Annotated in this window: 20 protein-coding genes and 1 pseudogene; 7 read left to right on the top strand and 14 right to left on the bottom strand. The window is 68.7% G+C overall.

The window, feature by feature from the left end; genetic code table 11:
- Positions 1-181: 181 nt before the first annotated feature.
- On the bottom strand, positions 182-445 hold the full coding sequence (locus ACZ6TI_RS26740; RefSeq protein WP_465347894.1) for a hypothetical protein: 264 nt from the start codon (positions 443-445) through the stop codon (positions 182-184).
- A gap of 343 nt (positions 446-788) precedes the next feature.
- Between ACZ6TI_RS26740 and ACZ6TI_RS26735 the strand changes: the two genes are divergently transcribed.
- On the top strand, positions 789-3,725 hold the full coding sequence (locus ACZ6TI_RS26735; RefSeq protein ID WP_465347893.1) for a TIM-barrel domain-containing protein: 2,937 nt from the start codon (positions 789-791) through the stop codon (positions 3,723-3,725).
- A 77-nt stretch (positions 3,726-3,802) separates the two neighbouring features.
- Here ACZ6TI_RS26735 and ACZ6TI_RS26730 read toward each other — a convergent pair whose 3' ends face one another.
- On the bottom strand, positions 3,803-4,231 hold the full coding sequence (locus tag ACZ6TI_RS26730; RefSeq protein WP_465347892.1) for a hypothetical protein: 429 nt from the start codon (positions 4,229-4,231) through the stop codon (positions 3,803-3,805).
- A gap of 62 nt (positions 4,232-4,293) precedes the next feature.
- Between ACZ6TI_RS26730 and ACZ6TI_RS26725 the strand changes: the two genes are divergently transcribed.
- Positions 4,294-4,914, top strand: coding sequence for an SDR family oxidoreductase (locus ACZ6TI_RS26725; RefSeq protein WP_465347891.1), 621 nt, complete (start codon positions 4,294-4,296; stop codon positions 4,912-4,914).
- 50 nt (positions 4,915-4,964) lie between these two features.
- On the opposite strand, the gene ACZ6TI_RS26720 is transcribed toward ACZ6TI_RS26725, so the two are convergent.
- Together ACZ6TI_RS26720 and ACZ6TI_RS26715 are read right to left on the bottom strand one after the other, a co-directional pair.
- Positions 4,965-5,123: a hypothetical protein gene (locus tag ACZ6TI_RS26720; protein WP_465347890.1), complete on the bottom strand. Its 159-nt coding sequence runs from the start codon at positions 5,121-5,123 to the stop codon at positions 4,965-4,967.
- Between the two features lie 106 nt (positions 5,124-5,229).
- Complete coding sequence (locus ACZ6TI_RS26715; RefSeq protein WP_465347889.1) at positions 5,230-6,207, bottom strand: monooxygenase; 978 nt, start codon at positions 6,205-6,207, stop codon at positions 5,230-5,232.
- A gap of 418 nt (positions 6,208-6,625) precedes the next feature.
- Here ACZ6TI_RS26715 and ACZ6TI_RS26710 point away from each other — a divergent pair, with 418 nt between their 5' ends.
- The gene (locus tag ACZ6TI_RS26710) at positions 6,626-9,220 is read left to right on the top strand and encodes an alpha-L-rhamnosidase-related protein (protein WP_465347888.1); all 2,595 of its coding nucleotides are present in this window, start codon (positions 6,626-6,628) and stop codon (positions 9,218-9,220) included.
- A 77-nt stretch (positions 9,221-9,297) separates the two neighbouring features.
- Here ACZ6TI_RS26710 and ACZ6TI_RS26705 read toward each other — a convergent pair whose 3' ends face one another.
- Genes ACZ6TI_RS26705 through ACZ6TI_RS26695 form a run of 3 tightly spaced genes read right to left on the bottom strand, consistent with a single transcriptional unit; the run spans position 9,298 to position 11,750 of the window.
- Positions 9,298-10,044 carry a class I SAM-dependent methyltransferase gene (locus tag ACZ6TI_RS26705; RefSeq protein WP_465347887.1) on the bottom strand — a complete coding sequence of 249 codons (747 nt, stop codon included), beginning with the start codon at positions 10,042-10,044 and terminating at the stop codon, positions 9,298-9,300.
- 15 nt (positions 10,045-10,059) lie between these two features.
- A complete protein-coding gene (locus ACZ6TI_RS26700) occupies positions 10,060-11,013 on the bottom strand; it encodes a quinone oxidoreductase family protein (RefSeq protein ID WP_465347886.1) in 954 nt (317 codons plus the stop codon).
- Positions 11,010-11,750: a hypothetical protein gene (locus ACZ6TI_RS26695; RefSeq protein ID WP_465347885.1), complete on the bottom strand. Its 741-nt coding sequence runs from the start codon at positions 11,748-11,750 to the stop codon at positions 11,010-11,012. Before ACZ6TI_RS26695 ends, ACZ6TI_RS26700 begins: the two co-directional genes overlap by 4 nt.
- Before the next feature lie 164 nt (positions 11,751-11,914).
- On the opposite strand from ACZ6TI_RS26695, the gene ACZ6TI_RS26690 reads away from it, so the two are divergent.
- Positions 11,915-12,601: a TetR/AcrR family transcriptional regulator gene (locus ACZ6TI_RS26690; RefSeq protein WP_465347884.1), complete on the top strand. Its 687-nt coding sequence runs from the start codon at positions 11,915-11,917 to the stop codon at positions 12,599-12,601.
- Here the strand turns inward: ACZ6TI_RS26690 and ACZ6TI_RS26685 are convergent.
- From ACZ6TI_RS26685 to ACZ6TI_RS26670, 4 genes are all read right to left on the bottom strand, one after another.
- Positions 12,569-13,780, bottom strand: coding sequence for a M20 metallopeptidase family protein (locus ACZ6TI_RS26685; protein WP_465347883.1), 1,212 nt, complete (start codon positions 13,778-13,780; stop codon positions 12,569-12,571). The genes ACZ6TI_RS26690 and ACZ6TI_RS26685 overlap by 33 nt on opposite strands.
- Before the next feature lie 101 nt (positions 13,781-13,881).
- Positions 13,882-14,184: a hypothetical protein gene (locus ACZ6TI_RS26680; protein ID WP_465347882.1), complete on the bottom strand. Its 303-nt coding sequence runs from the start codon at positions 14,182-14,184 to the stop codon at positions 13,882-13,884.
- 494 nt (positions 14,185-14,678) lie between these two features.
- On the bottom strand, positions 14,679-16,097 hold the full coding sequence (locus ACZ6TI_RS26675) for a HAMP domain-containing sensor histidine kinase (RefSeq protein WP_465347881.1): 1,419 nt from the start codon (positions 16,095-16,097) through the stop codon (positions 14,679-14,681).
- Entirely contained in the window at positions 16,094-16,798 is a 705-nt protein-coding gene (locus ACZ6TI_RS26670; RefSeq protein ID WP_465347880.1) for a response regulator transcription factor, read from the bottom strand. The genes ACZ6TI_RS26675 and ACZ6TI_RS26670 overlap by 4 nt, the downstream gene beginning before the upstream one ends.
- A gap of 119 nt (positions 16,799-16,917) precedes the next feature.
- Between ACZ6TI_RS26670 and ACZ6TI_RS26665 the strand changes: the two genes are divergently transcribed.
- Positions 16,918-20,193 (top strand): alpha-L-rhamnosidase-related protein, encoded by a 3,276-nt coding sequence (locus ACZ6TI_RS26665; protein ID WP_465347879.1) that lies wholly within the window; start codon positions 16,918-16,920, stop codon positions 20,191-20,193.
- A gap of 330 nt (positions 20,194-20,523) precedes the next feature.
- Here the strand turns inward: ACZ6TI_RS26665 and ACZ6TI_RS26660 are convergent, their stop codons facing one another.
- Complete coding sequence (locus ACZ6TI_RS26660) at positions 20,524-21,156, bottom strand: TetR/AcrR family transcriptional regulator (protein ID WP_465347878.1); 633 nt, start codon at positions 21,154-21,156, stop codon at positions 20,524-20,526.
- Positions 21,157-21,299: 143 nt separating this feature from the next.
- Between ACZ6TI_RS26660 and ACZ6TI_RS26655 the strand changes: the two genes are divergently transcribed.
- Positions 21,300-21,770 carry an ester cyclase gene (locus ACZ6TI_RS26655; protein ID WP_465347877.1) on the top strand — a complete coding sequence of 157 codons (471 nt, stop codon included), beginning with the start codon at positions 21,300-21,302 and terminating at the stop codon, positions 21,768-21,770.
- A gap of 83 nt (positions 21,771-21,853) precedes the next feature.
- Here ACZ6TI_RS26655 and ACZ6TI_RS26650 read toward each other — a convergent pair whose 3' ends face one another.
- Positions 21,854-22,435 carry a DUF3455 domain-containing protein gene (locus tag ACZ6TI_RS26650; RefSeq protein WP_465347876.1) on the bottom strand — a complete coding sequence of 194 codons (582 nt, stop codon included), beginning with the start codon at positions 22,433-22,435 and terminating at the stop codon, positions 21,854-21,856.
- A 251-nt stretch (positions 22,436-22,686) separates the two neighbouring features.
- Between ACZ6TI_RS26650 and ACZ6TI_RS26645 the strand changes: the two are divergent.
- Positions 22,687-22,809: pseudogene (locus ACZ6TI_RS26645) on the top strand (oxygenase MpaB family protein); the annotation flags it as partial.
- A gap of 221 nt (positions 22,810-23,030) precedes the next feature.
- Here ACZ6TI_RS26645 and ACZ6TI_RS26640 read toward each other — a convergent pair.
- The gene (locus ACZ6TI_RS26640; protein ID WP_465347875.1) at positions 23,031-23,801 is read right to left on the bottom strand and encodes a phosphatase PAP2 family protein; all 771 of its coding nucleotides are present in this window, start codon (positions 23,799-23,801) and stop codon (positions 23,031-23,033) included.
- Between the last annotated feature and the right edge of the window lie 90 nt (positions 23,802-23,891).

The raw sequence follows: 23,891 nt of genomic DNA, 5'->3' as shown, positions 1-23,891 counted from the left end.
GTGGAAAGTGGGGGGAGTGGGCCTATCACCGGGTGGTCCGGCAACGGGCCAATGGAAGGGACCGCCGTGCCACCACGCTATTCAGATTTTGCGGGCCGCCTGGGGAGGCGGCCCGCACGTCACCGAACGCGCGGCGCGTTACGCCCGTCTGCCGGAATGCTGGTGGCTGGGAGTTGCCGGTCTAGAGACGGGACGTCGTCACTCGGGACGACTCGTACGTCGTAGAGGCCCGGGGAAGGCCCGGCATGGTGGATACGTCCTTGACCAGCATGCCGGTCTTGGCGTCAATGGTCAGCACCTCGCCGCCCTCGCCGCCGGACACCTCGGGGCCCACCCGGCGAACGAGGTACGAACCGACGGCGGCCTCATGACGCTCGACCACCTCCACGAAGGCGTCGACATCGCCATCCAGCGACCGGCCTATCAAATCCGCATCCGATGCCATTGCCCTCCTCGGCAAACTCCGCGCTTCCAACCTGACATTGCCAATCAGCCGGGGAAGTGTTCAGGCTCCAAGGCGCCGAAGCCCGAGAACGAGCGATGTTGTCACCGCAGCCGCTCCGCGGATCCGCCGTCGAAGTCGATCTCGAGTCGCCCAGCACCCCGCCGGCGCCATCACGACGGTTGCGCCTGGTCGCTCGACCGGGATCGACTTTGTTCGATCGTGTGGCCTTCCGTTGACAGGATTGATCGATGTGGGTCAATCTGAGGTCATGTCGCCGCAGAAGCCAACACGACGGAACTTTCTCAAGGCGGCCGGCCTGGCCGTTGGCGCACAGGCTGTTCCCGTGGATACCGCGCCGTCGCCGGCGTTGGCGGACGAACCCCTGACGAATTACGGCAGTCATGTTGCCGACGCCCGCAGCATCACGGTGACCAGCACGACCGGGCAACAGCTCAGGTTCACCGCGTACGGCGGGTACATCGTCCGTGTCCGCGGCATCCGCAGCGGCGAGACCTTCTTCGCCGACAACCGCTACGAGATGGTGGACCCGGCGAGTCACGCCGGCCTGGGCGGCGCCATCCGCGTGGTGGACGGCGGTGACTCGTTCACGATCACCACCGCGCCCGCCGACGGCGTCAAGGTCGTCCTGCGGAAGAACCCGCTGCGCGTCGAGTTCTACGCCAAGAATGATGACGCCCTGCTCGCCAGGGAAGACGCCACCCACAGCATGACCTGGGGCGGCACCGACGCCGACGTGGTCCGGCAGACCTTCGCCCCCGCCGCGTCCGGTGAGCATTTCGTCAAGGCCGGTCACGGCCTCTACGGACGCGCTCCGAAGGTCGACCGGACCGGCGACATCGTCTCGCACAACTACGGCCTGCAGTCACACCACATCGACCAGGCGCCGGCGATCGTGCCGCTGTACCTGTCATCGCAGGGTTATGCGATCTTCTTCAACACCACCTTCGACACCACGTTCAACTTCGGCAACGGCGGGACGTACGAGTTCTTCGCCGACGGTCACCACGCGCCCGGCGCCCGGCCGCAGCTGGACTACTTCGTCATCAAGGGCCCGCAGTTCGCTCAGCTGCTCGACCGGTACACCCAGCTGACCGGCCGCCCGCGTTTTCCGCGCCTGGGCGTCTTCGGGCTCCAGCTCTCGGACAAGAACTTCCCGACCGTCAGTGACCAGAACTGGTGGACATCTCGGATCACCGCGCTGCGCAACGAGGGCTTCCCACTCGACGTCCAGGTGCACGATAACCGCTGGCGGGCCGGCTCCGGCGCGTGGAGCGGGTCATGGTTCGAGTTCAGTCCGCAGCGCTGGCCCGACCCGGCCGCCTTCAAGCGCTGGGCCGACGAGCACGGCGTGCTCACCACGCTCGACTACAACCGCAACAACTCCAACGAGATGGCCGGCTGGGTAGCCGGTCCTCCGCCGGGCTACAGCTTCCGCCCGGCCGACTTGACCGGTGTCGCCGACAACGACGCGGTTCCGGACTGGAGCAACCCGGCGACCCGCGCCTGGGCCTGGAACGTGTTCTGGACGAAGGCGCTGAACCCCGCTCTCGGCTATCCCGGTGACGCACTGTGGATCGACGAGCCGGACGAGATGGGCCCCATTCCGTACGACGCGCTCGCCGCCAACGGCCAACGCTGGTCGGAACTGCGCAACGCCTACTTCCTCTACTGCCACAAGGGCATCGGCCAGGAAGGCTGGGACCCCGACGCCGTCGGACACATCGGTCGCGCCAGGCGCCCCTGGATCTTCACCCGCGGCGCGACGGCCGGGCAGCAACGCTACGGCCATCTGTGGACCGGCGACATCAACTCCACCTACCCGGAGATGCAGGAGCAGATCCGGGGCATGCAGAACGCCGGGCTCGGCGGATTCCCCTTCGCCAACATCGACGCCGGCGGCTTCTTCGGCACCGTCATATCCGATGGCCTCTATCGCAATTGGGTGGCCGCCTGGGCGAGCATGTCGCCGGTCTGGCGACCGCATTCCAACGGCGACACCGCGGCGCAAGGATTGGCCGCTTCGCGCTGGCCGATCGACCAGGGCCCCGCCAGCCGAGCCGATTTCCTCAAGTACGCCAGGGTGCGTTACACGTTGCTGCCGTACCTCTACACCATCGCCCACACCGCGCACGCGACCGGCGTGCCGATGGCCAGGGCCATGGTGATCGACTATCAGCACAACCTCATGGCGTACACCCACGACCTGCAGTACATGTGGGGACCGTCGATCATCGTGATGCCGGTGACCACCGACACCGGCGGCGCCGTGCAACGGGTCTGGTTGCCGGCCGGGGACACCTGGTACAACTTCTGGTCCGACGCGCAGACCGTCGGCTCGGACACCACCGAGAAGAGCTACGTCACCAGCACCGGCGAGATCATCATGTACGTCAAGGCAGGAAGCATTCTGCCCAGGTACAAGTACGCTCAGAGCACGGCGTTCCTCGACCGGAGCCAGCTCGAGATGGAGGTCTACGCCGGCCGGGACGGCTCGTTCACCGTCTATGAGGACGACGGCGTCACCGAGGAGTTCCGGCGCAGCGGGGCCGACAGCACGACCGGGCTGACGTACACCCATGCGGCCCTGCGCGTGGTGGTCGACCATCCGGTTGGCAGCTACCGCGGCGCGCCGGCGGCCCGGCGGTACGTTGTTCGCATTCACGGCCTGGCATCGCCGGTCGGGATGCGGGTCAACGGCGGCGCCGGCCTGCCCGCGTTCACCGGCGAATCCGCGGCCGTCCTCAACGGCGGCGGCCAGGTCTGGAACGCGACCCGGAAGATCCTCACGGTCGTGACCCCGATGATCAACGTTGGGGCGGGCGGCGGCGTCGCGGCAATCGTCGAGCCCAGCGGCGCGGCCTTTCCGGCTCCGTCGCGCCAGGTCGTCTACGAGGCCGAGGAAGCCGTCCGGAGCGGCGCGACCACAGCCACACAGCACGCCGGCTACACCGGCGGCGGCTACGTCGACTTCACCAACGCCGCCGGCGACTTCGTCGAGTGGACGGTCACCGTACCGGCGGCCGGGGTCTACCCGCTGGGCTTCCGGTACGCCAACGGCGGCACCACCGACCGCCCGCTGCGCATCTCAGTCAACGACACCGTCGTTGCCGGGCAGCTGTCCTTCCCGCGCACCGGCGACTGGCAGACGTGGCGAACCGTCGTTCTGAACGCATCCCTCCCGGCGGGCAGCGCGGTGCGGATCCGCGCTACGACGACCGGGGCGAACGGCGGCAACCTCGACAGCCTGAGCGTCGGCTGATACCAGCAACCGGCTCGCCGCCGCCGACGATGGCCGCAGGGGCCGGCGACCGGGATAGCTCCTGCCCGACTCGCTGGTCAGAGACCGGTGGCCGCGTGCCCGGGATCCGCCCCGAACCCCCGCAGCAGCGTGTCGACGATCAGGGTGGTCAGGGTGTCGACGTCCGCGTCGGCGGGTCCGCCCTGGGTCACCTCGTGGATGAGCGCGTAGTAGCAGCGCCGCGCCCACTCGATGTCGACGTCGGACCGCAGAAGCCCGGTGGCTTGCGCACGGCGGAAGAGCCGATCGCACTCCTCCACCACGTCCGCGTGCACCCGGGAGATCTCCGGATCCGCGGAGTTCCCGGCCCGGTTCATGCCGAAGCCCCAGCCGATCTTGACGCGGAGCACGTCCGCGGTCACTCGGCAAAGGACGACCAGAGGTGGCGCGGCGTCGGAAACCGCGCCGTCGACGGCGGCGGCGAACTGCACGGTCGCCCACCGGGTCAGGGCGTCGATGAGCGCCACGCGCGTGGCGAAGCGCCGGTGAACGGTGGTGCGGGCGACGCCGGCGGCCTCGGCGAATCCCGGTGGACCCGAGGGCGGCCGGCGGACCGGAGCGGCTGGTCGAGGCGGCACTGGCGGAGCTGGGTGAGCTGGACCTACTCGTCAACAACGTGGGCGGGGGTGACGGCGATGCGGTGGGCGGGTTCCTGTCCTTCGACGACGAGCGCTGGGCGGAGGTCTACGGCCTGAACCTGTTCGCGGCAGTTCGCACGAGCCGGGCCGCGTTGCCCAGTCTGCTGCGCCGCGGCGGCGCCGTCGTCAACGTCTCCTCGAACGCTGCGCGGATCCCGTACGCCGGCCCAATTCCCTACACGACGGCGAAAGCGGCCCTGACGGCGTTCGGGAAGGCCCTCGCGGAGGAGTTCGGGCCTGAGGGCGTTCGCGTCAACACCGTGTCACCCGGGTCGGTGCGCACCGCCATGTGGGAGTCGCCCGACGGCTACGGTGCCCAGCTCGCCGCCTCACTCGGGCTGACGCGGGAGCAGCTGGTGGCCGGACTGCCCGCAACGATGGGCATGACCACGGGACGACTCGTGGAGCCCGCAGAGGTCGCCGCCCTCGTCGCCTACCTCGCTTCGCCGCTCGCGGCGAGCACCACCGGAGCCGACCACATCATCGACGGCGGGGCGATCAAGACGGCTTGACGGGTACGCGCGGGGGACGCTGACCAGGCCCGGCCCGGTCGGCGCGTCGGTCACGCCGACGGATCGATCCGTTCGTAGGTCAGCGACAGGTCGTCCTCCCAGTCGCCGCCGGCTCGGGACATCTCGCCCGAGCCGGCCATCCGCGAGCCGTCCTTGTCGATCACGATGGTGTTGCGTTGCGCGAAGCCCGCCTCGTCGCGTGTCCACACCAGCCGGTTGCCGGTCAGGGGTTGGGCGTCTGGGCCGCGCTGCCAGTCATGGTCGAGATGCTATCCGCCGGTCGAGCACTGCCCGGGAGTTCCTCGCCCGGCCGGCTCAGTCTGCGGGCGAAAGGATCACCATCCCCACGCACATCTCGTCGCTGGTGCCGTCGCCCCAGACCACGTAGCGCGGCGGCAGCGTGCGCAGCTGCGGCATCAGTTTGCGCAGTCCGGCGTCGTGGGTGCAGGTGACCCGCAACGTGTCGCCGGTCTTGATCGCCACCGGCGTGGTCAGCTGGCGAACCGCCTGGTCGTCGAAGTTGTAGACCGGGACGTCGAGCAGGGTTCGGGCACCCGGCGTACCCGGATTGAGCTCGACCTTGATCGCTCGTCCCAGCATGTGCATGTGCCCGGTGAGCGCATAGACCGTGCCGGCCGTGCGGACCGATTGGTCGCATTGCTGGGTGTTGCCAGGCCGCGGCACGCCATTGGTGCACTCCTGCACGAGCTGGCTCGCTCGGCCGCCCACCTCGTCGCCGAAGCGCCGGGTGACATCGGCGATCGACGCGTTCCGGTCGCACAGCGGACCGGATTCACCGGCCGCACAGGGCAGCTCGATCGGTGCGTTCAGCACCTCGATCTCCAGCGGCTGGAGTTTCTTGGCGCCGTCGGCCAGTCGCAACTGGATGCCGGACTGGTCCGGGACACCTTTACCGCCGGTGGCCAGGAGGTTGTAGTGCACCTGCATGACGATCAGGCTGTCCGCGGGCATCGGAATGCCGGTTCCCGGCGACCACACGATCTCGCCCATGCCGGGGGTCCAATGGGCCACCCAGTCCGCGTTGTCGCCGATGCCGGCGTCGCCGAAGCAGGTCCAGCCCTCGCCTGGGTTGGTGGTGTCCATGCTGCGGGCCTCGGCCACGCCGGCCGGGTCGACGCGGTAGAACATCGCGTGGTGGACAACGTCGCTGTTCTGCGGCTTGAACTGACTACCGGTCAGGTACGCCGGGCTGGTCAACTTCGGGTCGACCAGAAAACATCGGTACTCGTCGGTGCCGCCGTTCGGCGCGGCCGGCGTGTACGGCTGCGACATGGACAGCGTTTCGAATCGCTCCCCGGCCTTCAACGGGGCGGCAGCCGGAACGGCGTTGGGACTGTGGCTTGCATGCCCGGATGCCGCGGGACTGTCCGCTCCCGCCGACGCCGGGGCGTCAGCGGTCCCACTACCGCACGCCGTCATCACCAGTATCGCTGTCATGCCGGCCGCGAGCCCGCCGACTGCCCTGCTCACCCTCATCACAACCGCTCCTCTACACATTCGTATATCTCGGTTATGTCGACCACAATGGACCAATCGGGCGTTGATCACGTCCTGCAGCCGTGGGCATTCCCGGCTACCACCGTTGTAGTAGTGCGCGCGGACGCTCCGGTGTAACGGCTTGAATCTCAGCCGCTGAAGCACCTAGTATCGAAGTGTGTGGATGTGAAACGTTTCATAGGAGGCTTGTGTGATGTCGAAACCCCCAGGGACGGGACGCCGGACGTTTCTGCAGGCAGGTTTGGTCGCCGCCGCGGTGGCGCGGCTCCCGGCCGTCCCGACGAGCCTCCCGCCGCCCGCCGGCGTCGAGCCCCTCGCCGCCGATGCGGTCCCGGTAGGTGACTGGCGGAGCTACGTCGTCGCGCCGCCGCGGCGGACAGTCGTGCCGCAGCGGGTGATCGCCACCACCGGAGACGTGCGAAATCCCGACGCGCTGCTGCGCTCGGGAGGTCCGCGGACCGTGCTGACGCGCCCGGAACCGCCCGTGCCCCCGACCTGGCCGGCGGGCACAGCAGCGACCGCGTCGTCCTTCCATCCGCCGAACAACGGCAACGGCGGCGGCGTGCGGACCTACGAGCCGGCCAACGCCATCGACGGCGATCCCGAAACGTTCTGGAACGACGCCGAACCCGCCACGTATCCGGCGCTGTTGACCGTCACCGCCCCGCAGCCCATGACCCTGCCCGGCGTGACGCTGCGTTCCAACAGCGACGGTGTGCCGGTCGACTTCACCGTCGAAACCTGGGACGGCACAGCCTGGCAGCCGGCCGGCGCCGTCACCGGCAACGGCGCCGTCCAGGTCCCGGTGTCCTTCGCCTCACCGGTGACCACCACGGCCGTACGGTTCGTCATCACCCGCACCCAGGACACCTCGCGAGGCCAGTACGCCCGCGTCAACGAGGTGTGGCCGGGAGTCGTGGCGAACGACGTCGCACCCAGTGTCACCGTGGACTTCGGCAAGGTCGTCGTCGGATACCCGCGCATCCGTTTCGCCGCGGCGTCGGACAACCATCCCGGAGTGCGCCTGGCGTTCTCGGAGACGATGCAGTTCCTCACCGACCGCTCGGACTTCCACCGCGGTGACTTCTCCGGTGGCCCCGGCACCGACCAGTACGCGGTGCCCGCCGGCGGCGCGGACTGGACCGACACGCCCGGCTATCAAGCCGGCGACAAGGTCTACGCCGAGGGCCTGCACGGCTTCCGGTACCTGAAGATCACCCTGGACGCGTTGCCGAGCGACTTCCCGGCCGCTCAGCCGCACGGGCGCGTCGCGATCGACGCGGTGCTGCTGGAGTTCAGCGCCTACCTCGGCGTGGCCAACACCTACTCCGGCTGGTTCGTCTGCTCCGACGACGACCTCAACCGCTACTGGTACGCCGCCTCCTACACCAACGAGCTGACCCTCGACACCTTCCGGGCCTCCGACTGCGAGCCGCGCGACGCGGCCAGTCCCACGCTGGAGGGCAAACTCGTCCTGCACGACGGCCCCAAACGCGACCGGGACCCGTACGTCGGCGACATCGCGGTCTCCGGCCGCACCCTCTACCTGACACACCCGGAGGCCGCCGCGGCGGCGCGCAACGTCCTCGCCGATCTGGCCGATCACCAGCGTGCGGACGGATGGATCCCACCGGCGTCCATTCTCAACTACACGCTCCCGCTCTTCGACTATCCGCTGTGGTGGGTGACGACCAGCTGGGACTACGTGCTGTACACCGGCGACCTCGAGTACGCCCGCACCTATTGGCCGCAGCTGACCGCCGTGCTGGACCGGTGGTATCCGAGCGTCACCGACGACCGCGGCCTGCTGAGCCGGGGGCTCAACGGCACCGGCGGGTACGGCGATTACGCCTTCCTGCCGCGCGGCGGCCCGGTTACCTACTACAACGTCAACTACGTCCAGGCGCTCGGCGACGCGGCTCGGATGGCGACGCTGCTGGATCATCCGGCAGAGGCGGTCCGGTGGAGCGAGCGTGCGGCAGCGGTCGCCGCCGCGGTGAACACCCACCTCTGGGACGCGACCGCCGGCGCGTACCTCGACTCGCTGGACGGCCCGGTCCGGCACGGTCAGGACGGCAACGCGATCGCGATCACCGCCGGCGTCGCCGATCCGGGCCGAGCCGGGCAGGCCCTCGACCATCTGGACGCCACCACGCACCGGGCATACGGCAACGCCTTCATGGACAACGACACGCTGCCCGGGGTCGGTGCTGCCTCGCAGCGGGTCTACGCGTTCACGTCGTACCCGGAGATCGTGGCGCGGTTCCGCGTCGGCCGCGCCGAGTCGGCGATCGATCAGATCAAGCGCACCTACGGCTGGATGCACCGCAACGATCCGGGCATCACCCACTGGGAGGGCATCGGTCCGGACGGCTCGCCCTATCAGGGTCCCTACACGAGCATGGCGCACGGCTGGTCCACCGGCGTCCTGCCGGCGCTCACCAACGACCTGCTCGGGGTCACGCCCACCGCGCCGGGCTTCGCGACCTGGTCGGTCGCACCGCATCCCGGCACCGTGACGTGGGCGCGTGGCCGGATCCCCACTCCGCACGGCCCGCTGACCGTGCAATGGCGGACGGAGCCGTCGTTCACGCTCACGCTGACCGCACCGCGCGGCACGACGGGCACCGTCACACTGCCTGCGCAGGGCCCGGCCGCGACGGTGCACATCGACGGCCGGCCCGTGCGAGCCGCTTCGACGACGACGCCCTTCACCGTCCGCCGCGAGGCCGACTCGTTCCTCGTGAGTGGACTCGGCGCCGGATCACACACGCTGGCCGTCCGCTGAGGGCGCACCGGGGGGCTTCCATCGATGGGAAGCCCCCCGGCATCCGCATGGCCCGCGAGGTCGATCGCACCGAGCCGTCACATCTTCTCGGCTTCGAGAAGAACGGCGAACGGCCGGTCGAGATGGTCCTGCCACCATTGAGGGTCGGGGTGGTGGTGACCCTCCGGTGAGAGCTTCGGCATGACCCAGCGGATCCGACCGAAACCAGCCTCGGTAAGCGCCTCCTCGAGCACCGCGCGGCTCCAGTAGTAGACCGTGAAGTACGGGCTTTGAAAGCCCGTCACATTGATCCGGAAGGTGAACGCCTCACCGTTCTCGAGCGGGCCGTCGGACCGAAGTCGAAAGTCGGCGCCGTACTTGAGGTAGTAGCCGGGGACCTGCGAGATATCGGGGCCCAGCTGATACGTAACGAACCTGCCGCCGGGGCGCAGGCTGCGGCCGATGTTCCGGCACATGTTGCGCAGGTGCTCCACCGACTCGCTGTAGTGCAGTAGGTAGACGCCCAGTGCGCCGTCGAACCGGCCGACGTCGCCCAGCGCTCCCACGTCCGCAACCCGGTATTCCACACCGGACGGTCGCTCCTGCTCCGCGTGCTGCGCCACCCTGACCATCTCCGGCGACAGATCGACACCGAGCACCCGGCTCGCCCCACGACGACCCAGCTCCCGGGTGTACGCCCCGGTCCCGCAGGCGAGATCCAGCCAGGCTTGCCGAGTCACGTCGCCGACCAGGTCCAAGATGGAGTGCGCTTCCACATAGGTGCGCAGCGGCACCAGTTCGAACGTCGTGTCGTACCGATCCGCGAAGGTGTCGTACTCGGCCACTCTTGCTCCCTTGCGTCACATCTCAGGGCGTTGGTCTTCCATCACGATCACGAGTCTGCGACCACGCTGGGGGCGATCCCAGGCGGTCCGCACGTCGGCCAACGGAACCGTCTCCATGTCCACGCGAAGATCGCCTGACTCGACCCGTCGCAGGTATTCAGGGATGGCATTGAGGATCTGCGGCATCGGCACGCTCCCACCCCCGCTGCCCAGCATTTCCAGACCCGTACCCCGCAAGGTGTCCGCGGTGAGCGTGACGGTGGAACCGGCGCTCTCGCCGAGCTGGATGTACCTGGTTCGCGCAGCGGCGCGGCCGTGGAACGAGTTTGCGAGCCTCGCGAGCAGCACTTCGGCCGGCTTGCCCCACAGGTAGTCGAGAATCACGTCATAGTGCTCGAGAGGCAGCTCGTCGGGGTCGAGTCCCACGGCGGCGTCGGCACCGAGACTCGCCAGGCCCGCCAGCGCTTCACGGTCGCGGCCGGCGGCGGTCACCTGGCCGGCGCCGAGCGCCTTGGCGGCCTGGATGGCGAGGCGCCCGGCCGGCCCGGTCGCTCCGAGCACCAGCACGCTCTGTCCCGTGGTCAACGGTGCCCGGATCGTCAGGGCGAGCCAGCTGGACAGGCCGGGATTCATGATCGCGGCCCCGACGCCGGCGTCTACGCCCGCGGGCACCGGGAAGCAGGCGGCCTTGGGCGCCACGGTGAGTTCGGAGAAGGTGCCATAGGGCGCGCGGGGGCTGAGGAAATAGACCCGGCTTCCGTCTTCGAGGCGCCCGAATCCGTCGACACCGGGGATCATCGGGAGCAGGGCGTCGGCGGTGTAGGAGAGGCCGGCGGCGCGTGCCTTGACCAGCGGGTGAATGCCGGTCGCTTCGACGCGTACGAGGACCTCGCCCGGGCCCGCCTGGGGGTCGGCGAAGTCTTCGAAGCGGGGCGCCTCATCGGCGGAATGGACGACGGCGGCTTTCATGTCCGCACCGTGCCTTTCGGATCGATTCTGTCGTTGACCGGCTCAGGCCAGGCCGGCCGTACACCGAGCACCCGCCTGATCAGTAGCCAGTTGAATGAGGCGTAGGCGGCGAACGCCCCGGCGTAGATGAGGTAACTGGTCGCGAGCGCCGCCGGCCACGGCATGCTCTGCGTCGCCCTGACCGCGACGCCGTGCAGCAGGAACGCCAGGAGGTAGGTGACCGCGTCGATGAACGGGACGATCAGCGGCACCTTGCCCAGGTCGCGCCGCCGCGTCCAGCGTCCGCCCGACCAGTGGTAGGTCCAGAGACTCTGGACCACGCCGAGCCACTCGACGAACAAGCTCCACACGGTGAGCGCCGCGAACACGATCAGGGTCTGCATCCACAGCGGGAACTGGCTGATGACCCCGGTCTGCCAGATCAGGATCAGCGGCAGGGTGAAGAACCAGCCGAACGCGAAGGGCACCATCACCGGAATCGCGGGCGCCCTCGGAACGCGCCAGGGCAGCGTACGAAAGTCCGATGAGTACCGCAGGAGGAGAACGTATTCGTCGGCGATCGCCGTGAAGGGGAACACGAGCGTCCAGCTCAACAGCAGGAACCAGTAATCGCGTTGGTTGTCGTAGACGGTGGCGATCAGGACGGCGGTCACCGTCCACAACACCACGCAAGCCAACTCGAAGGCCCGCAGGTTCAGCGGAGACGCTGTGGACCTCGCAGGCAGTGTGCTGCGCATCGTGTCAACACTCCTCGGGTGGTGCCTGACGGAGTTTCGGCTACGCCGTAGCCGAAACTCAATGTAGCAGGATCCTGCCTTCGGAAGGTGGGTGATCCACACCACGCGGCCGCCGCAGCCGGGCCGCGCCTGCTTGACCGGCGCATACGTCCATACTTGGCTTCGTGCCGTCACCCGAAGCCGCCAGCGCCGCCGCTGGACAGGACCCGCCCGCCGCCCCGGGCCGGCGCAGCCCGGGGCGGCCGCCGATGTCGCTCGACCGCATCGTGGACGCGGCCATCGAACTAGCCGACGAGCACGGCGGCGAAGCCCTCTCGCTGCGGGCGGTCGCCCAGCGACTCGGTTCGAGCACCGCGACCCTCTACCGCCATCTCGACGGCCGTGCCGCGCTGATCGGGCTCGTGGTGGACAGAGTGCTCGGCGAGGCTCTCGTCGACGACGATGCTCTGGCCGCCGTGAGCTGGGAAGACGCCTGCCGGAGGCTGGCCGTCGCGATGTTCGATGCTCTCTCCCGACACCGGCGATCGGTGTCCCTCATGACCGAGCAGGCGCCGGTCGGGCCGAACATGATGGCGCTGCGCGAGCTCAGCGTCTCGACCCTCCTGCACCACGGATTCCCTCCCGAGACGGCGGCTCGCTTCTCGGTGACACTCACTCGATACGTGCTCGGCTTCGCGATGCAGGTCCGCGACGACAAGCCGGCACCGGGTTCGGTCGTAACCTCCGAAGTACCGGATCCTGCCCGGTACCCCGGCATCGCCGCCGTGGCGTCCTACTGGCCGACCCCCTTGGAGGACGAGTTCCGGTACGGCCTCGACCTACTCATCCTCGGATTGCCTCGACACCCCTGACTGGCGGCTTCGTTCGGTCAGCAGGCCGGCCATGGCGCGCACGCCGTGACCGATCGCCCGCTCATCGGCGGCGAAGTCGAGGGTGTGCGGCGCGCCGTTCATCCCCGACTCGGCGTCCGCGACGCCGAGGTAGAACATCGCGCCCGGCGCCTCGTTGAGAAACAGTGCGAAGTCCTCGCAGTTGAAGGGCCAGGACGCCCGTGCCCACAAGACGGACTCCGGCCCCAGTGCCGTGCTCAGGTGCTGCCCGGCCGCCGTGCTGAGCTCCGCCGAGTTCACCATGGCGGGGAACGGATCGCCTGGATACTCGACGTGTCCGCCCGCCTGTGTCGCGAGCCTCTCGACCCGCACGCGCAGCTCCGGAAACCGCTCCTGCGGCCAGACCCGCAGCAGAACGTTGGCGACGGGCCGCCCGTCAGGCGTCCGATCGGTCCACTGGCCGACACACACGGACTCCTGGATCGAGACGGCGACCTCCGGGTCCAGCAACGCGTGGAAGCCCGCGTGATAGTCGGCGACGCTCTGCGGGTACTCGACGGTGCCGAGTCGCGCCGCCTCGGCCACGAAGGCGGCGACGGCCGCGTCGTCCCCACCAGGCAGCACTATCCGGAGATGGTCCATTCCGGGCAAGCCGTATCCGGGAGACACCGCGATGGTGCCGACCGGGAACGGGGCACAGTGCAGCGCATAGCTTTCGGATGGTGCGAGCCGTTGCACCAGCCCGGTCTCGAGCATCGCCCGCGCACCCTCCAGAGGCTCCTCCGCCGGTTGGAAGACGAACGCCAGCCGGCCGCGTACCGGCTCAGAGCCCTGAGCCAGCCTCCGGGCGACGCCGACGCCGATCGCGGTGTGCAGGTCGTGCCCGCACAAGTGCGCGACGCCGGGGACGCGCGAGGCGAAGTCCTCGTCGAAAACCCTGCCCGACCGCGGGAAGGGGTACACGTTGTGCTGCGCGTCAACGGCATCCATGTCCGCCCGGTACAGCACCGTCGGGCCGTCCGCGGAACCGTCGAGCACAGCGACGACTCCGTGCCCGCCGACACCGGTCGTCACCTCGAGCCCGGCCGCTCGCAACTGCTCCGCGATCAACCCGGCCGTCTGCCGCTCCTCGCCGGCCAGCTCGGGGCGGCGGTGGATCTCCCTGCGGAGCTCGATCAGATCATCGTCAAGATTCGCCACCGGCAGATCGTGCACACAACCATCGATCCTCCGCACCACCATTTCGGCCCGTGGGCTCGACGTCGGGCGTGCGACAGTCCGTCGGAGTCACATCGGGGAACTCAGGATGAGGCGGTCGGGACAGGTGCCGACGTGGGCGGGTTCGTTGGGGCGGGAGTGGTGTCGTCGTTGCTCCGGTTGCCGTCGCGGCGACCGCGATCCGGGCCGTCGCTTCGACGCTCGTCCCGGCCGCTGTCGCCACGATCGCGACCGGGGCCGTCGCCCCTGCGCTCGCCCCAGCCGTTGCCGTCCGATCGCTCGTCGCTGCGGCTGTGGCCTCGATCGCCGCCGCCGTGGCCGCCACCGACGACTGCTCCGATCGCGACCAGTCCGCCGCCGAGCAGGCACCCGAGCAGCAGCGTCACGGCACCGACCACAAGCGGCACCCGACGGCCCCGAAAGCCTGTGCCGGCACCGGACGGACCCCAGTTCCAGCCGGGCCCACGCGCGGCCGGCGGTGCTTCGGCGCCAGGCGCGGAGGCGCCAGGCGCGGAGGCAGCGGTCTCGGAGGCAGCGGTCTCGGAGGCGGCAGGCTCGGAGGCGGCCGGAGCGTCTGCGGCGGCGGGCGAGGCGGCATGCGTGCTTGCGGGAGGCCGGATGTCGGCGGCGGGCTGAGCCAGTGTCTCGTCGTCGTCCCGGCGAGGGGTGTGATCAGTCATTTCGTCGCCTCGTTCTGAGTTTCGACGGCCGGGACCTTCCCGACCGGTACTCACCACGATGCGCTCCGGCGATAAGAGTGCTTGGCGGGTAGCCATAAGAATCGGCTAAGGGCCGGTCAGAACGCGAACCGTTCTCCGGGACGAGACCGGAGGGCGCGCCGCATCCGCGCCGGAGCGGAAAAGCTGATGAGAACTGTGGTTCAGCCGGGAAGCGTGATGGTGATCGTGGTGCCATGCGGCTCCCGCGGCCCGGCGGTGACCGTGCCGCCGTGCTGGGCCACGGTTTGCGCGACGATCGCCAACCCGAGCCCGGAGCCGGGCGTCGAGCGGGCCGCGACCGCGCGGTAGAAGCGGTCGAAGACGTGCGGCCGGTCTGCCTCGTCGATGCCGGGACCGCTGTCGGTCACGGTGAGCCGGAAGCCGCCGGTGCCGTCCGAGCGCAACGCGGTGTGCACTTCCGCGCCGGGCGGGCTGAACTTGGCCGCGTTGTCGAGCACGTTCACCACCATGCGTTCCAGCTCGCCGGGCCGGCCCCGGACGGTGGCCGGTTCGAGCTCGGCGGTGAAGGTGAGTGCGGGCGCCCGGATCCGCACCCGGGCGATCGCCGCCTCGACCACGTCGGTGAGTGCGACCGGTTCCACGGTTTCGCGGGTGGCCTCCTCGCGGGCCAGCTCGACCAGCTCGGTGGTCAGCTTGGCCAGCTCGCCGACCTGCGCGTCCAGGTCGTCGAGCAGCCGGGCCCTGTCCTCAGGCGGCAGCCGGTGGGCGAGCTCGGGGTGCCGCTCGACCTCGAGCAGCAGCTCGATGTTGGTGCGGATGCTGGTCAGCGGCGTGCGCAACTCGTGCCCGGCATCCTCGACGAGGGTGCGCTGCGCGCGGCGGGAGGTGTCGATCGCCGCGAGCATCGTGTTCACCGAGGCGCCGAGGCGGGCGATCTCGTCGACTCCGGTCACCTCGATGGGGCGGCTGAGGTCCATGGTGACCGCGACGTCCTCCACCGCGTCGGTCAGCCGCTGCACCGGCACGAGGCCGGCCCGAGCCACCGCCCGGCCGAGCAGTGCCGCCCCGGCGACGCCGACCACGGATGCCACCGCGAGCAGCAACGCGAACTGGCCGAGCGTACGGTTGTCCGGCTCTTGATCGAGGGCGACCTGCACGGCGCCGCCGCCGGTGGCCGGAACGGTGAGCATCAGGTAGGAGCCGCGGCCGACGGTGACCCTCTCCTGGGCCGACCGCTGCGCACCGGCGGCGATCCGGGCGGCGTCCGTGGTGACCGGCAGCGTGTTCGCCGATTCGCTGATCACCGTTCCCTGCGTGTCGAGGATCTGCCAGCGTGGACCGAGCTGACGCGGACCACGCCGCCCGTCGCCGCGGCCCCGGCTCTCCTCATCGGGCAGCGGACTGGGCGCGGCCAGCCATTGGGCCGGCTGCGCCGCGATCGCCTGAGCGTCTCTGGTCAGCTCGGACTGCTGGCGGCGGTGCTGGATCTCGGCGACCACCACCCAGGCCGCGACCGCCAGCGTCACCACGGCGACCGCGACCGCGCCGGTGACCAGCAACGCCAGCCGCGCGTGCAGGGTCCGGCGCTGCCACCAGACGGTCACCGGCGCACCGATCACAGCGGCTCCTCGCGCAGCGCGAAGCCCACGCCTCGCACGGTGTGCAGCAGCCGTGGCTCGTCGCCGACCTCCAGCTTGCGGCGCAGATAGCCCAGGTAGACGTGCACGGAGTTGGAGGTCTCGCCGAAGTCGTAGCCCCACACCTGCTCGAACAGCATCGCCCGGGTCAGCACCTGACGCGGGTGCCGCAGGAACGCCTCGAGAATGGAGAACTCGGTGCGGGTCAGCCGGACCGCCCGGTCGCCGCGCCAGACCTCGCGGGTGTTCGGATGCAGCCGCAGGTCCGCGAAGGTCAGCCAGCCCTCATCCGGGGCGGGGGAGCTTGCCGGCGGCACGGCGAGCATCGACCGGCGCAGCAGGGCGCGCAGCCGGGCCTGCAGCTCCTGCAACGCGAACGGCTTGACCAGGTAGTCGTCGGCTCCCGCGTCCAGCCCGGCCACCCGATCACCGACGCTGTCGCGCGCGGTCACCATCAGGATCGGCAGCAGAATGCCCTCGGCCCGCAGCCGGCGGCAGGTCTCCAGCCCGTCGAGTCGCGGCATGCTGACGTCCAGGATCATCGCGTCCGGCTCGTCGGCGTGCACCACATCGAGCGCCGCCTGCCCGTCTTCGGCCGTCAAGACCTGATGACCTTCAAAACGGAGCGTACGCGCCAGCGAGTCCCGCACGGCCGCGTCGTCGTCCACCACCAGAACCCGCATGAGCCCCATCTTCGGCCCGGGCGGGGGGTTTCCGCCCGTCGCACCGCTAAAGATTCCGTAAGAAGCACCGGATCGCCGGAAAGGTCGTTTCGACGAATGCATGTACTTCGGGGCAGAGTTTGGTCGATCGTCTTGACGGTCGACCGGCGGCTGACTACGTTGCATTGAAAGGTTTCAATCAGCGGTTGTGCACACCTCGGGAGACTGTCATGAGACGCGCAGGCGCCGTCCGTAGCAGGCAAGGTCTGGCCCTCGTCCTGGCGGCCGTCATGTCTTCCGTGGTGCTGGTCAGCACTCCTCCCGCCTCCGCGGCCCCGCATGCCGACTCGCCCGGATGGCCGGCAGACCCGAATTGGCGCCGCTACGTGCAGACCCCGTCGACACCGACCGTGCATCCGGTGGGTGTGGTGGCAACGTCGGGGGAGGTGACCAACCCGCAGGCGCTCACCGATCCCCGTGCCGGCGAGGTCACCACCCTCACCGCGACGACACCCCAGAGGCTGTCGTCCAGCCCGGTGACGCTGACGTTCGCTGATGCGCGCACCCGCTACGTCAAGCTGAACGTCACAAGGCTGGGCCTGACGCCCGCGGGTGACCCGGCCGGGACCTACGTGCAGCTGGCCGAGCTCCAAGTCTTCGGTGCGGACCCGAACCTGAATCTCGCGGCAGGCGTACCCGTCGCTGCCTCTGACACCATCGAAGCGGCCGGTTGGGGCCAGAGATTCCTCACCGACGGTGTCACCGACACGCAGAACGGCTCCGCCCACGGATGGACGTCGACGGCCCGTGGCTCGACCGACGTGAGTGCGTCCCCGGTATGGGTGACAGTCGACCTCGGCTCGAGCACCTCGGCCAGTCGCGTAGTGCTCTGGCCGCGCACGGACACCTTGTCGCCGGACGGGCGGACTGCTTCCTTCCCCGTCGACTACTCGATCCAGACCAGCGCGACGGACGGCCAGCCGGCCGGCTTCGAGACGCGGGTAACGGTCACCGGGCAGTCCAATCCGCCGGTGCCGACGACCATCGGCGGTGCGTCGATCGTTCTGGACTACGGACACGAGGTCGGCGGGTTCCCGACCTTCGACGTCAGCGCGGTCTCCGGCTCACCAACGCTGCAGGCGGGCTACAGCGAGACCCGCACGCAGATCGGTCCGAGGGGCGACGGCGTGCCGCCCTGGGCCAGTGGCGATCCGAACCGATACAACATCTACAAGGTCAGCGGGCCCGGACGGATAACCAACCCGGAAATCCAGGGAGGGCAACGCTACCAACAGATATCGCTGACGACTCCGGGAAGCATCTCGTTCCGCTCGGTCGCCATCCGATACACCGCCTTCCGGCCACGGCTGGATCGCAACAGCGGCTACTTCGTCTCCAGCTCCGACGAACTGAACCGCTACTGGCACAGCGGTGTCTACACCACGGAGGTCAACCAGCTGCCGGTCGGCACCACCGGACCTCGGTGGAACACCGACGACAGGTCCCTTGACGTTCCCGGCTCGACCGAAGGCGCTGGGCTGCTGACCGCTGGAGCCGCCTGGACCGATTACACGGTCACCTTTCAAACGAAGATCACGGCGAATCAGGCCGGGTGGATGCTGCGCGGACAGGACGCCCAGCACGGCTACCTGATCATTCTCGACGCCTCCGACGACACGGTGCCCGGCGGAGGCCCGAACGTCCTGCAGCAGATCTCGCAGTCCGGTGGAACCTACAAGACGATTGCGAACGTGCCCCTCCCGACGCCGGTCCTGCCGGGAACGTGGCACACCATCAAGGAGGTGGTCAGCGGAACGACGGTGACGACATACCTCGACGGGCGCCGGATCGCGAGCTTCGACTCGGCCACCTTTGCCCCCGACACCGCGGCTTATGCCACCGGCTCCTTCGGATTCCGGCAGTTCACCGGCGAACAAGCGAGCTTCCGCAGGCTCTCGATCACCTCACCGGATGGCCGGCTCTATCAGAACTCGCTGTCGAACTCCGCGGCGATCGCGGACTTCACCATCCCCGGCCGAAACACGGTGCCACTGATCCTCGATGGCGCGAAACGTGACCGCGCCGTGTGGTCCGGCGACCTCGCCGTCGAGGGACCGACGGTGTTCTACTCCTCCAACGCGAGCGAGTACGTACGTGGTTCGCTCGAACTGCTGGGCAGCTGGGCGGGAAGCAACGGCTACGTCTCCGGCTTCATGCCGCCGCAGACACCGATCAACACCGGCCCGCCGGGAAACACCAGGAACGCGTACTCGGCTTCGTACTCGATGTACTTCGTCCGAGTCTTGGCCGAGTACTACCAATACACCGCTGATCTCGAGTTCGTGCAGCAGCAATGGCCCCTGGTGGCCAAGGAACTGGCGTGGAGCGCCGAGCAGGTCGGCCCGAACGGGCTGTTCGTCACGACCGGCGGCAACGGTGCGGACTGGGACTATTACGACGGTCCCAAGACTGGCGAAGTGACCGCATACAACGCCCTCTACTACCAGACCCTGCTCGACGGTGTCCGCCTGGCGACTGCTGCTGGCCACCCCGACATGGCCGGCCAGTACGCGGCCCGGGCCGCGGCGCTGAAAACGGCGATCAACGCGAGATTGTTCAACGCCGAAACGGGCGTCTACGAGCTGAGCGACACCGTCACGGGCGTGGTCGCCCAAGACGCCAACGTGCTCGCGATCGAGTTCGGAATCGCGCCGGCTGACAAGGTGCCCGGCATCCTCGCGAAGATCAAGAATGAGTTGTGGACGCCCTCCGGCACGCTGCCCTTCTCCAGCGGCTACCAGGACACCATCAGCCCGTTCATCACCGGATTCGAGCTCAACGCACGCTTCCGCGTCGGTGACACGACCAACGCCCTGCGCCTGCTCACCAACGCGTGGAGCCCGATGATCGCCCCCGGCGACCTCTACACCGGAACGTTCTGGGAGAACGAAAGCGTCACCGGAACCCAGGCATCGAGCCAGACCAGCATGGCGCACGGCTGGTCGGCGATGCCGACCTCCGCCTTGTCGAAGTACGTCCTCGGAATCCAGCCGATCGAGCCCGGCTACCGGACCTGGCTGGTGCGGCCGCAGCCGGGCGACCTTGCCTGGACCAAGGGCCAGGCGCCCACGCCGCACGGCCCGCTCGCCGTGGCGTGGAGCCACAACAGCGCCTCCGGGCAGTTCGCGATGCGTGTTCAGGCGCCGAGTGGAACGTCGGGCACCATTGCGGTTCCCACGTTCGGACGCTCCATCGACATCAAGGTCGACGGACGCCCGGTCTGGCGCCAGGGGCGGGCGACGGGCGCAAACCCCGCGGTGCACTCAGCCACCGTGCACGGCGACTACGTCGAGCTCGCCGTGGGCGCCGGTGTGCACAACGTCTCCTCGGCCTCCGCTCCCGCCCGAACCGGTTAGGAACTCATGGCATCCTGGTCAGTCAGCCGCGCTCTGCGAGAGGTACGCGCCGGAGACACCCACAGCGTCTGGCTCGCACCCGCCTTCGCGGCGCCGGAGAACGTCGTGCTGGCCAGCCCGGACTTTCCCAGCGGCGGGCCGATCCCACAGGCGCACGCAGGCAGAGGCGTCGGCGGTAACGTCGCACCGGGCTTGGCCTGGACCCGCCTGCCTGCTGAGGTCGGCTCCATCGGGACGGTGCGTAAGCGGATCGCTGGAAACCTGCTGGGTCGCGGCCGGCTCATCGGTACGTACGAGCGGTAATAGAAGCCCGAATTCGTTGTCGGAAGATCAGGCGGGGCCGCGGAGGGCCTCGGCGTCATCGACCGCTTCTATCCGCTGACCGTGGAGCACGCGAAGCGCGTCGAGCGCGACCGCCGTGAGAACGCCGCGGCCCACACCCGCGCGGCCGAGTAATTCCATCCCTCGGGTCACGGCGACAAAGTAAACCGCCAGCGATTGCACGTTCGCGTCCTCCGGGAGATCCCCGTTCTCCCGCGCATGTTCCAGACATTGAGCGTAGACGCCCGCGAGCTGTTCGATGCCGGCCTTCGTGGCCGTCGAGAGTGGATCCTCCGCACCGGTCGACTCGACCAGCGCACGTGTGGTGAGCGAGACCCGCCGATCAGTGCTGCTGAACTCGATCGCCATCCGGAGCACGTGACCTCGGATTTGCTCCAGCGGCAAAGCGTCATCGTGTCCGAGCGCTTCCGTGACGGCGCGCGTCGCCTCCTCGCGATCCTCGGAAAGCGCCCGCAAAAACAACTCCCGCTTTCCGCCGAACGCGTTGTACAGGCTCTGCTTCCCCAGGCCGGTCGCCCGCACCAGGTCATCCAGTGTCGCGGCGGCAAGGCCGTGCACGGCGAACACCTCACTGGCGCTGCTGACGACATCACTCTCGAGGAACTTGCGGGGACGAGGCACGTGAGCAAGCTTACGTTATTGTCCATATAGTCAAAAACTTGGTAACTTGGTGGGAGCGCGCAACGGTGAGACCGCATCGCAAGCGTCGCCGGCCGGCAGCAACCTATTACCCGTAGCGACTCCGCGCATCAAGGAGAGCAGAAGTGAAAAGCAACGGAGAGATCGTCCGTGAGGCATACCGGCTGGCGGAGGGGAACACCCTCGACGGCGAAGGTTTCCGCGCCCTGTTCACCGAAGACGGAACGTTCAACGACCTGCCGAATTCGCTGACCTTCCGCGGAGACCAGATTCCTCAGGCGTTGTCGGGCTTCGCCAGCGTTTTCCCCGACGTCCACCGCGAGCTGCTTGAAGTGCACGCACTCGGTGACGTCGTCGCCGTCGAACTCCGAATCCAGGGAACGCACCTCGGCGGCTTCCCGACCCCGGTCGGCGAAATCCCGCCGACCGGTAACCGGATCGACGTGCCGACGGCGGATCTCTGGTTTCTCCGTGACGGAAAGATCGAAAGGTTCGACTGCTACAACTCAGCGAACGTGCTGCTCGCCCAGATCGGGGCCAACCCCGACTACACGTCGGCGATAGAGGCCGCCAAGACAACCGCCACACGGGCATAGCTCTACCGCCCGCGCCGAGCCGGCCATGGGCTGAGGAGCCCATGGCCGGCTGCCAGATCGCGGACTCGGATCTGAATCAGATGTCAGTTCGACCAGAAGACGTAGACGGAGTTGTAGGGCACGGCCGTCGTGGCGCCGTCGGCGCAGGATCCGGCCGGGGCGACACCGCCCGAGGTATACAGCCGGTTGATGTAGGCGGCGTTGCTCAGGATCCCCGTCCCGGAGTGGCTGTTGATGGTCAGCAGCAATTCCGGGATCGTCCCGGCGCGGGGACTCTCGGCGGTCTTGGTGGCGGTGACCAGCGAGCCGTCGCGTTCGGACTGCCAGCTCGGACCGCCGAAGTGATGGATTTCGCCGCCGGTGCCGACCAGCTGAGCTTCGGGTGTGGAAGCACCCGTGAAGATGCCGCCAGTGCACTTGTACGTCTGTGTTCCGCTCGCCACGACATACGCACCCAGCAGGCGACTGCCCGCCGGCGGCTTGATGGCGGCGGGGAGGCGGGGGACGGAGACCTGTCGGGAGCCCGGCGCGAAGCCGGCAGAGGATGGGGGTGCGGCGACTTCGGTGGCCGAGGCCTGGAAGGTCACGGCGCCGACGGCCGCCAGGACACCGGCCATGCCGACAACGGCCAGGGCGCGAACGCGTGAGCGGTGGGTGCTGAGCATGAAGGTTCTCCTCCGTACGTGGCGGCGTGTCGTCGCCGCCCCACCGGCATTACACGGAACTCCCGGTTCGGCAGATCAAGCTCCCCGCCAACGTTTCCCGTTAGGACATGGGAGTGCACTTTCAGGAATGGCGATCGCGATATCGCCGGAAATGCCTGACCGTCACTCATGCAAATAATCGCGTGTCAGAATCGCCCCATGCAAGATCATGACCGGCCGGCGCGTGCCCATGGTCAACACACTCAGATCTCGTCTTCTGGGCGCACGCGACCTTCGCGATGGTTCCGGTGGTCATGTGCCGGCACTTCGGCCGCCCGCTCACCGAGCCGCAGAAGGAGCAACTGTACGCCGAAACCCTTCCGTCGTGTGGTTGACCGTTGGCATGTACCCGCCGGTGGTGCGAGCCAGGTTGGGCTATCGGTGGTCACGGCGCAGCGCCGTGGCGCTCCGGATGATCGGTGTCGCGGTCTCGTTCGGCTGGCGGTTCGTGCCGTTCGAGTGGCGCTATCACCCGCGCGCGCGAGCGGCCTGGCGACGCGCCCGAGGGTTGACCGCGCCACCGATGGAGACCCCGCCGCGGAACCTCCCTCCGGACCTATCGGTCAGCGGGACTCATGGATCGCAGGTATGCGGGCGCCGGGCCGTCTTGCACGACAGCCGGTGCCGGCGAAGTGACGGGGGGAGAGACAGGCAGTCGAGGCATGACAACCGCCCTGCCGTGCAGCAGCTGCATCACGAACAGCACCATGGCCACCATCGTCACGGCCACGATCGCGTCGAGGCCGTAGTGGTTTCCGGTGACGACCACGACGTACAGCGTGGCGATCGGATGCAGCATCCACAGGGCTCGCCAGCGGCTGCGGGTCACCGCCATCAGCGCCAAAGCGACCACCAGGGACCAGCCCACATGCAATGACGGCATGGCCGCGTACTGGTTGCTCGCGGTGTCGATCTCGGGTGACCCGTAAACGCCCGGCCCGTAGAGCGTGCCGGTATCCACCAGGCCCGTGAGGGCGGTCAAACGCGGTGGCGCCAACGGCACGAGGACGTGCACCAGCAGAGCCCCCGCGGTCAGCACGGCGAGCACCGAACGGGTCCGGCGGTACTGGGCCGGGTGCCGGACGTAAAGCCAGATCAAGCAGATGGCTGTCGCCGGAAAGTGCACGAACGCGTAGTAGCTGTTTATCAGGGTGACCAGCGTGTCGTGGCCCAGCACGGTCTGTTGCAGCGCGGCCTCATCCGGCAGGCGCAACAGTCGTTCGAGGCGCCAGACACTCTCGCCGGTGGCCAGGGCGTCGGCAGTCTCGCCGGTTGTGATCAACCGACCTGCCCGATAGCCGAAGAAGAAGATGGCGACGAGCAGCAACTCGCCACAGGCTCGGTACCACCATTCACGACGCACGGTTCCCTCGATCCGATTCGATGGCCGACAACAGCGAAGGGGCGTACGCCCGTT

Source organism: Actinoplanes sp. NPDC051388 (assembly GCF_055586225.1).
The sequence above is the reverse complement of the archived record's forward strand: the minus strand, read 5'-3'. Positions and strand labels throughout refer to the sequence as shown.

Bases quoted from the DNA above. Each gene is read 5' to 3' on its own strand.
- ACZ6TI_RS26710 (WP_465347888.1), top strand. From the start codon at position 6,626: ATGTCGAAACCCCCAGGGACGGGACGCCGGACGTTTCTGCAGGCAGGT.
- ACZ6TI_RS26740 (WP_465347894.1), bottom strand. From the start codon at position 445: ATGGCATCGGATGCGGATTTGATAGGCCGGTCGCTGGATGGCGATGTC.
- ACZ6TI_RS26715 (WP_465347889.1), bottom strand. From the start codon at position 6,207: ATGTCGCAGCCGTACACGCCGGCCGCGCCGAACGGCGGCACCGACGAG.
- ACZ6TI_RS26650 (WP_465347876.1), bottom strand. From the start codon at position 22,435: ATGCTCAGCACCCACCGCTCACGCGTTCGCGCCCTGGCCGTTGTCGGC.
- ACZ6TI_RS26670 (WP_465347880.1), bottom strand. From the start codon at position 16,798: ATGCGGGTTCTGGTGGTGGACGACGACGCGGCCGTGCGGGACTCGCTG.
- ACZ6TI_RS26695 (WP_465347885.1), bottom strand. From the start codon at position 11,750: ATGCGCAGCACACTGCCTGCGAGGTCCACAGCGTCTCCGCTGAACCTG.
- ACZ6TI_RS26700 (WP_465347886.1), bottom strand. From the start codon at position 11,013: ATGAAAGCCGCCGTCGTCCATTCCGCCGATGAGGCGCCCCGCTTCGAA.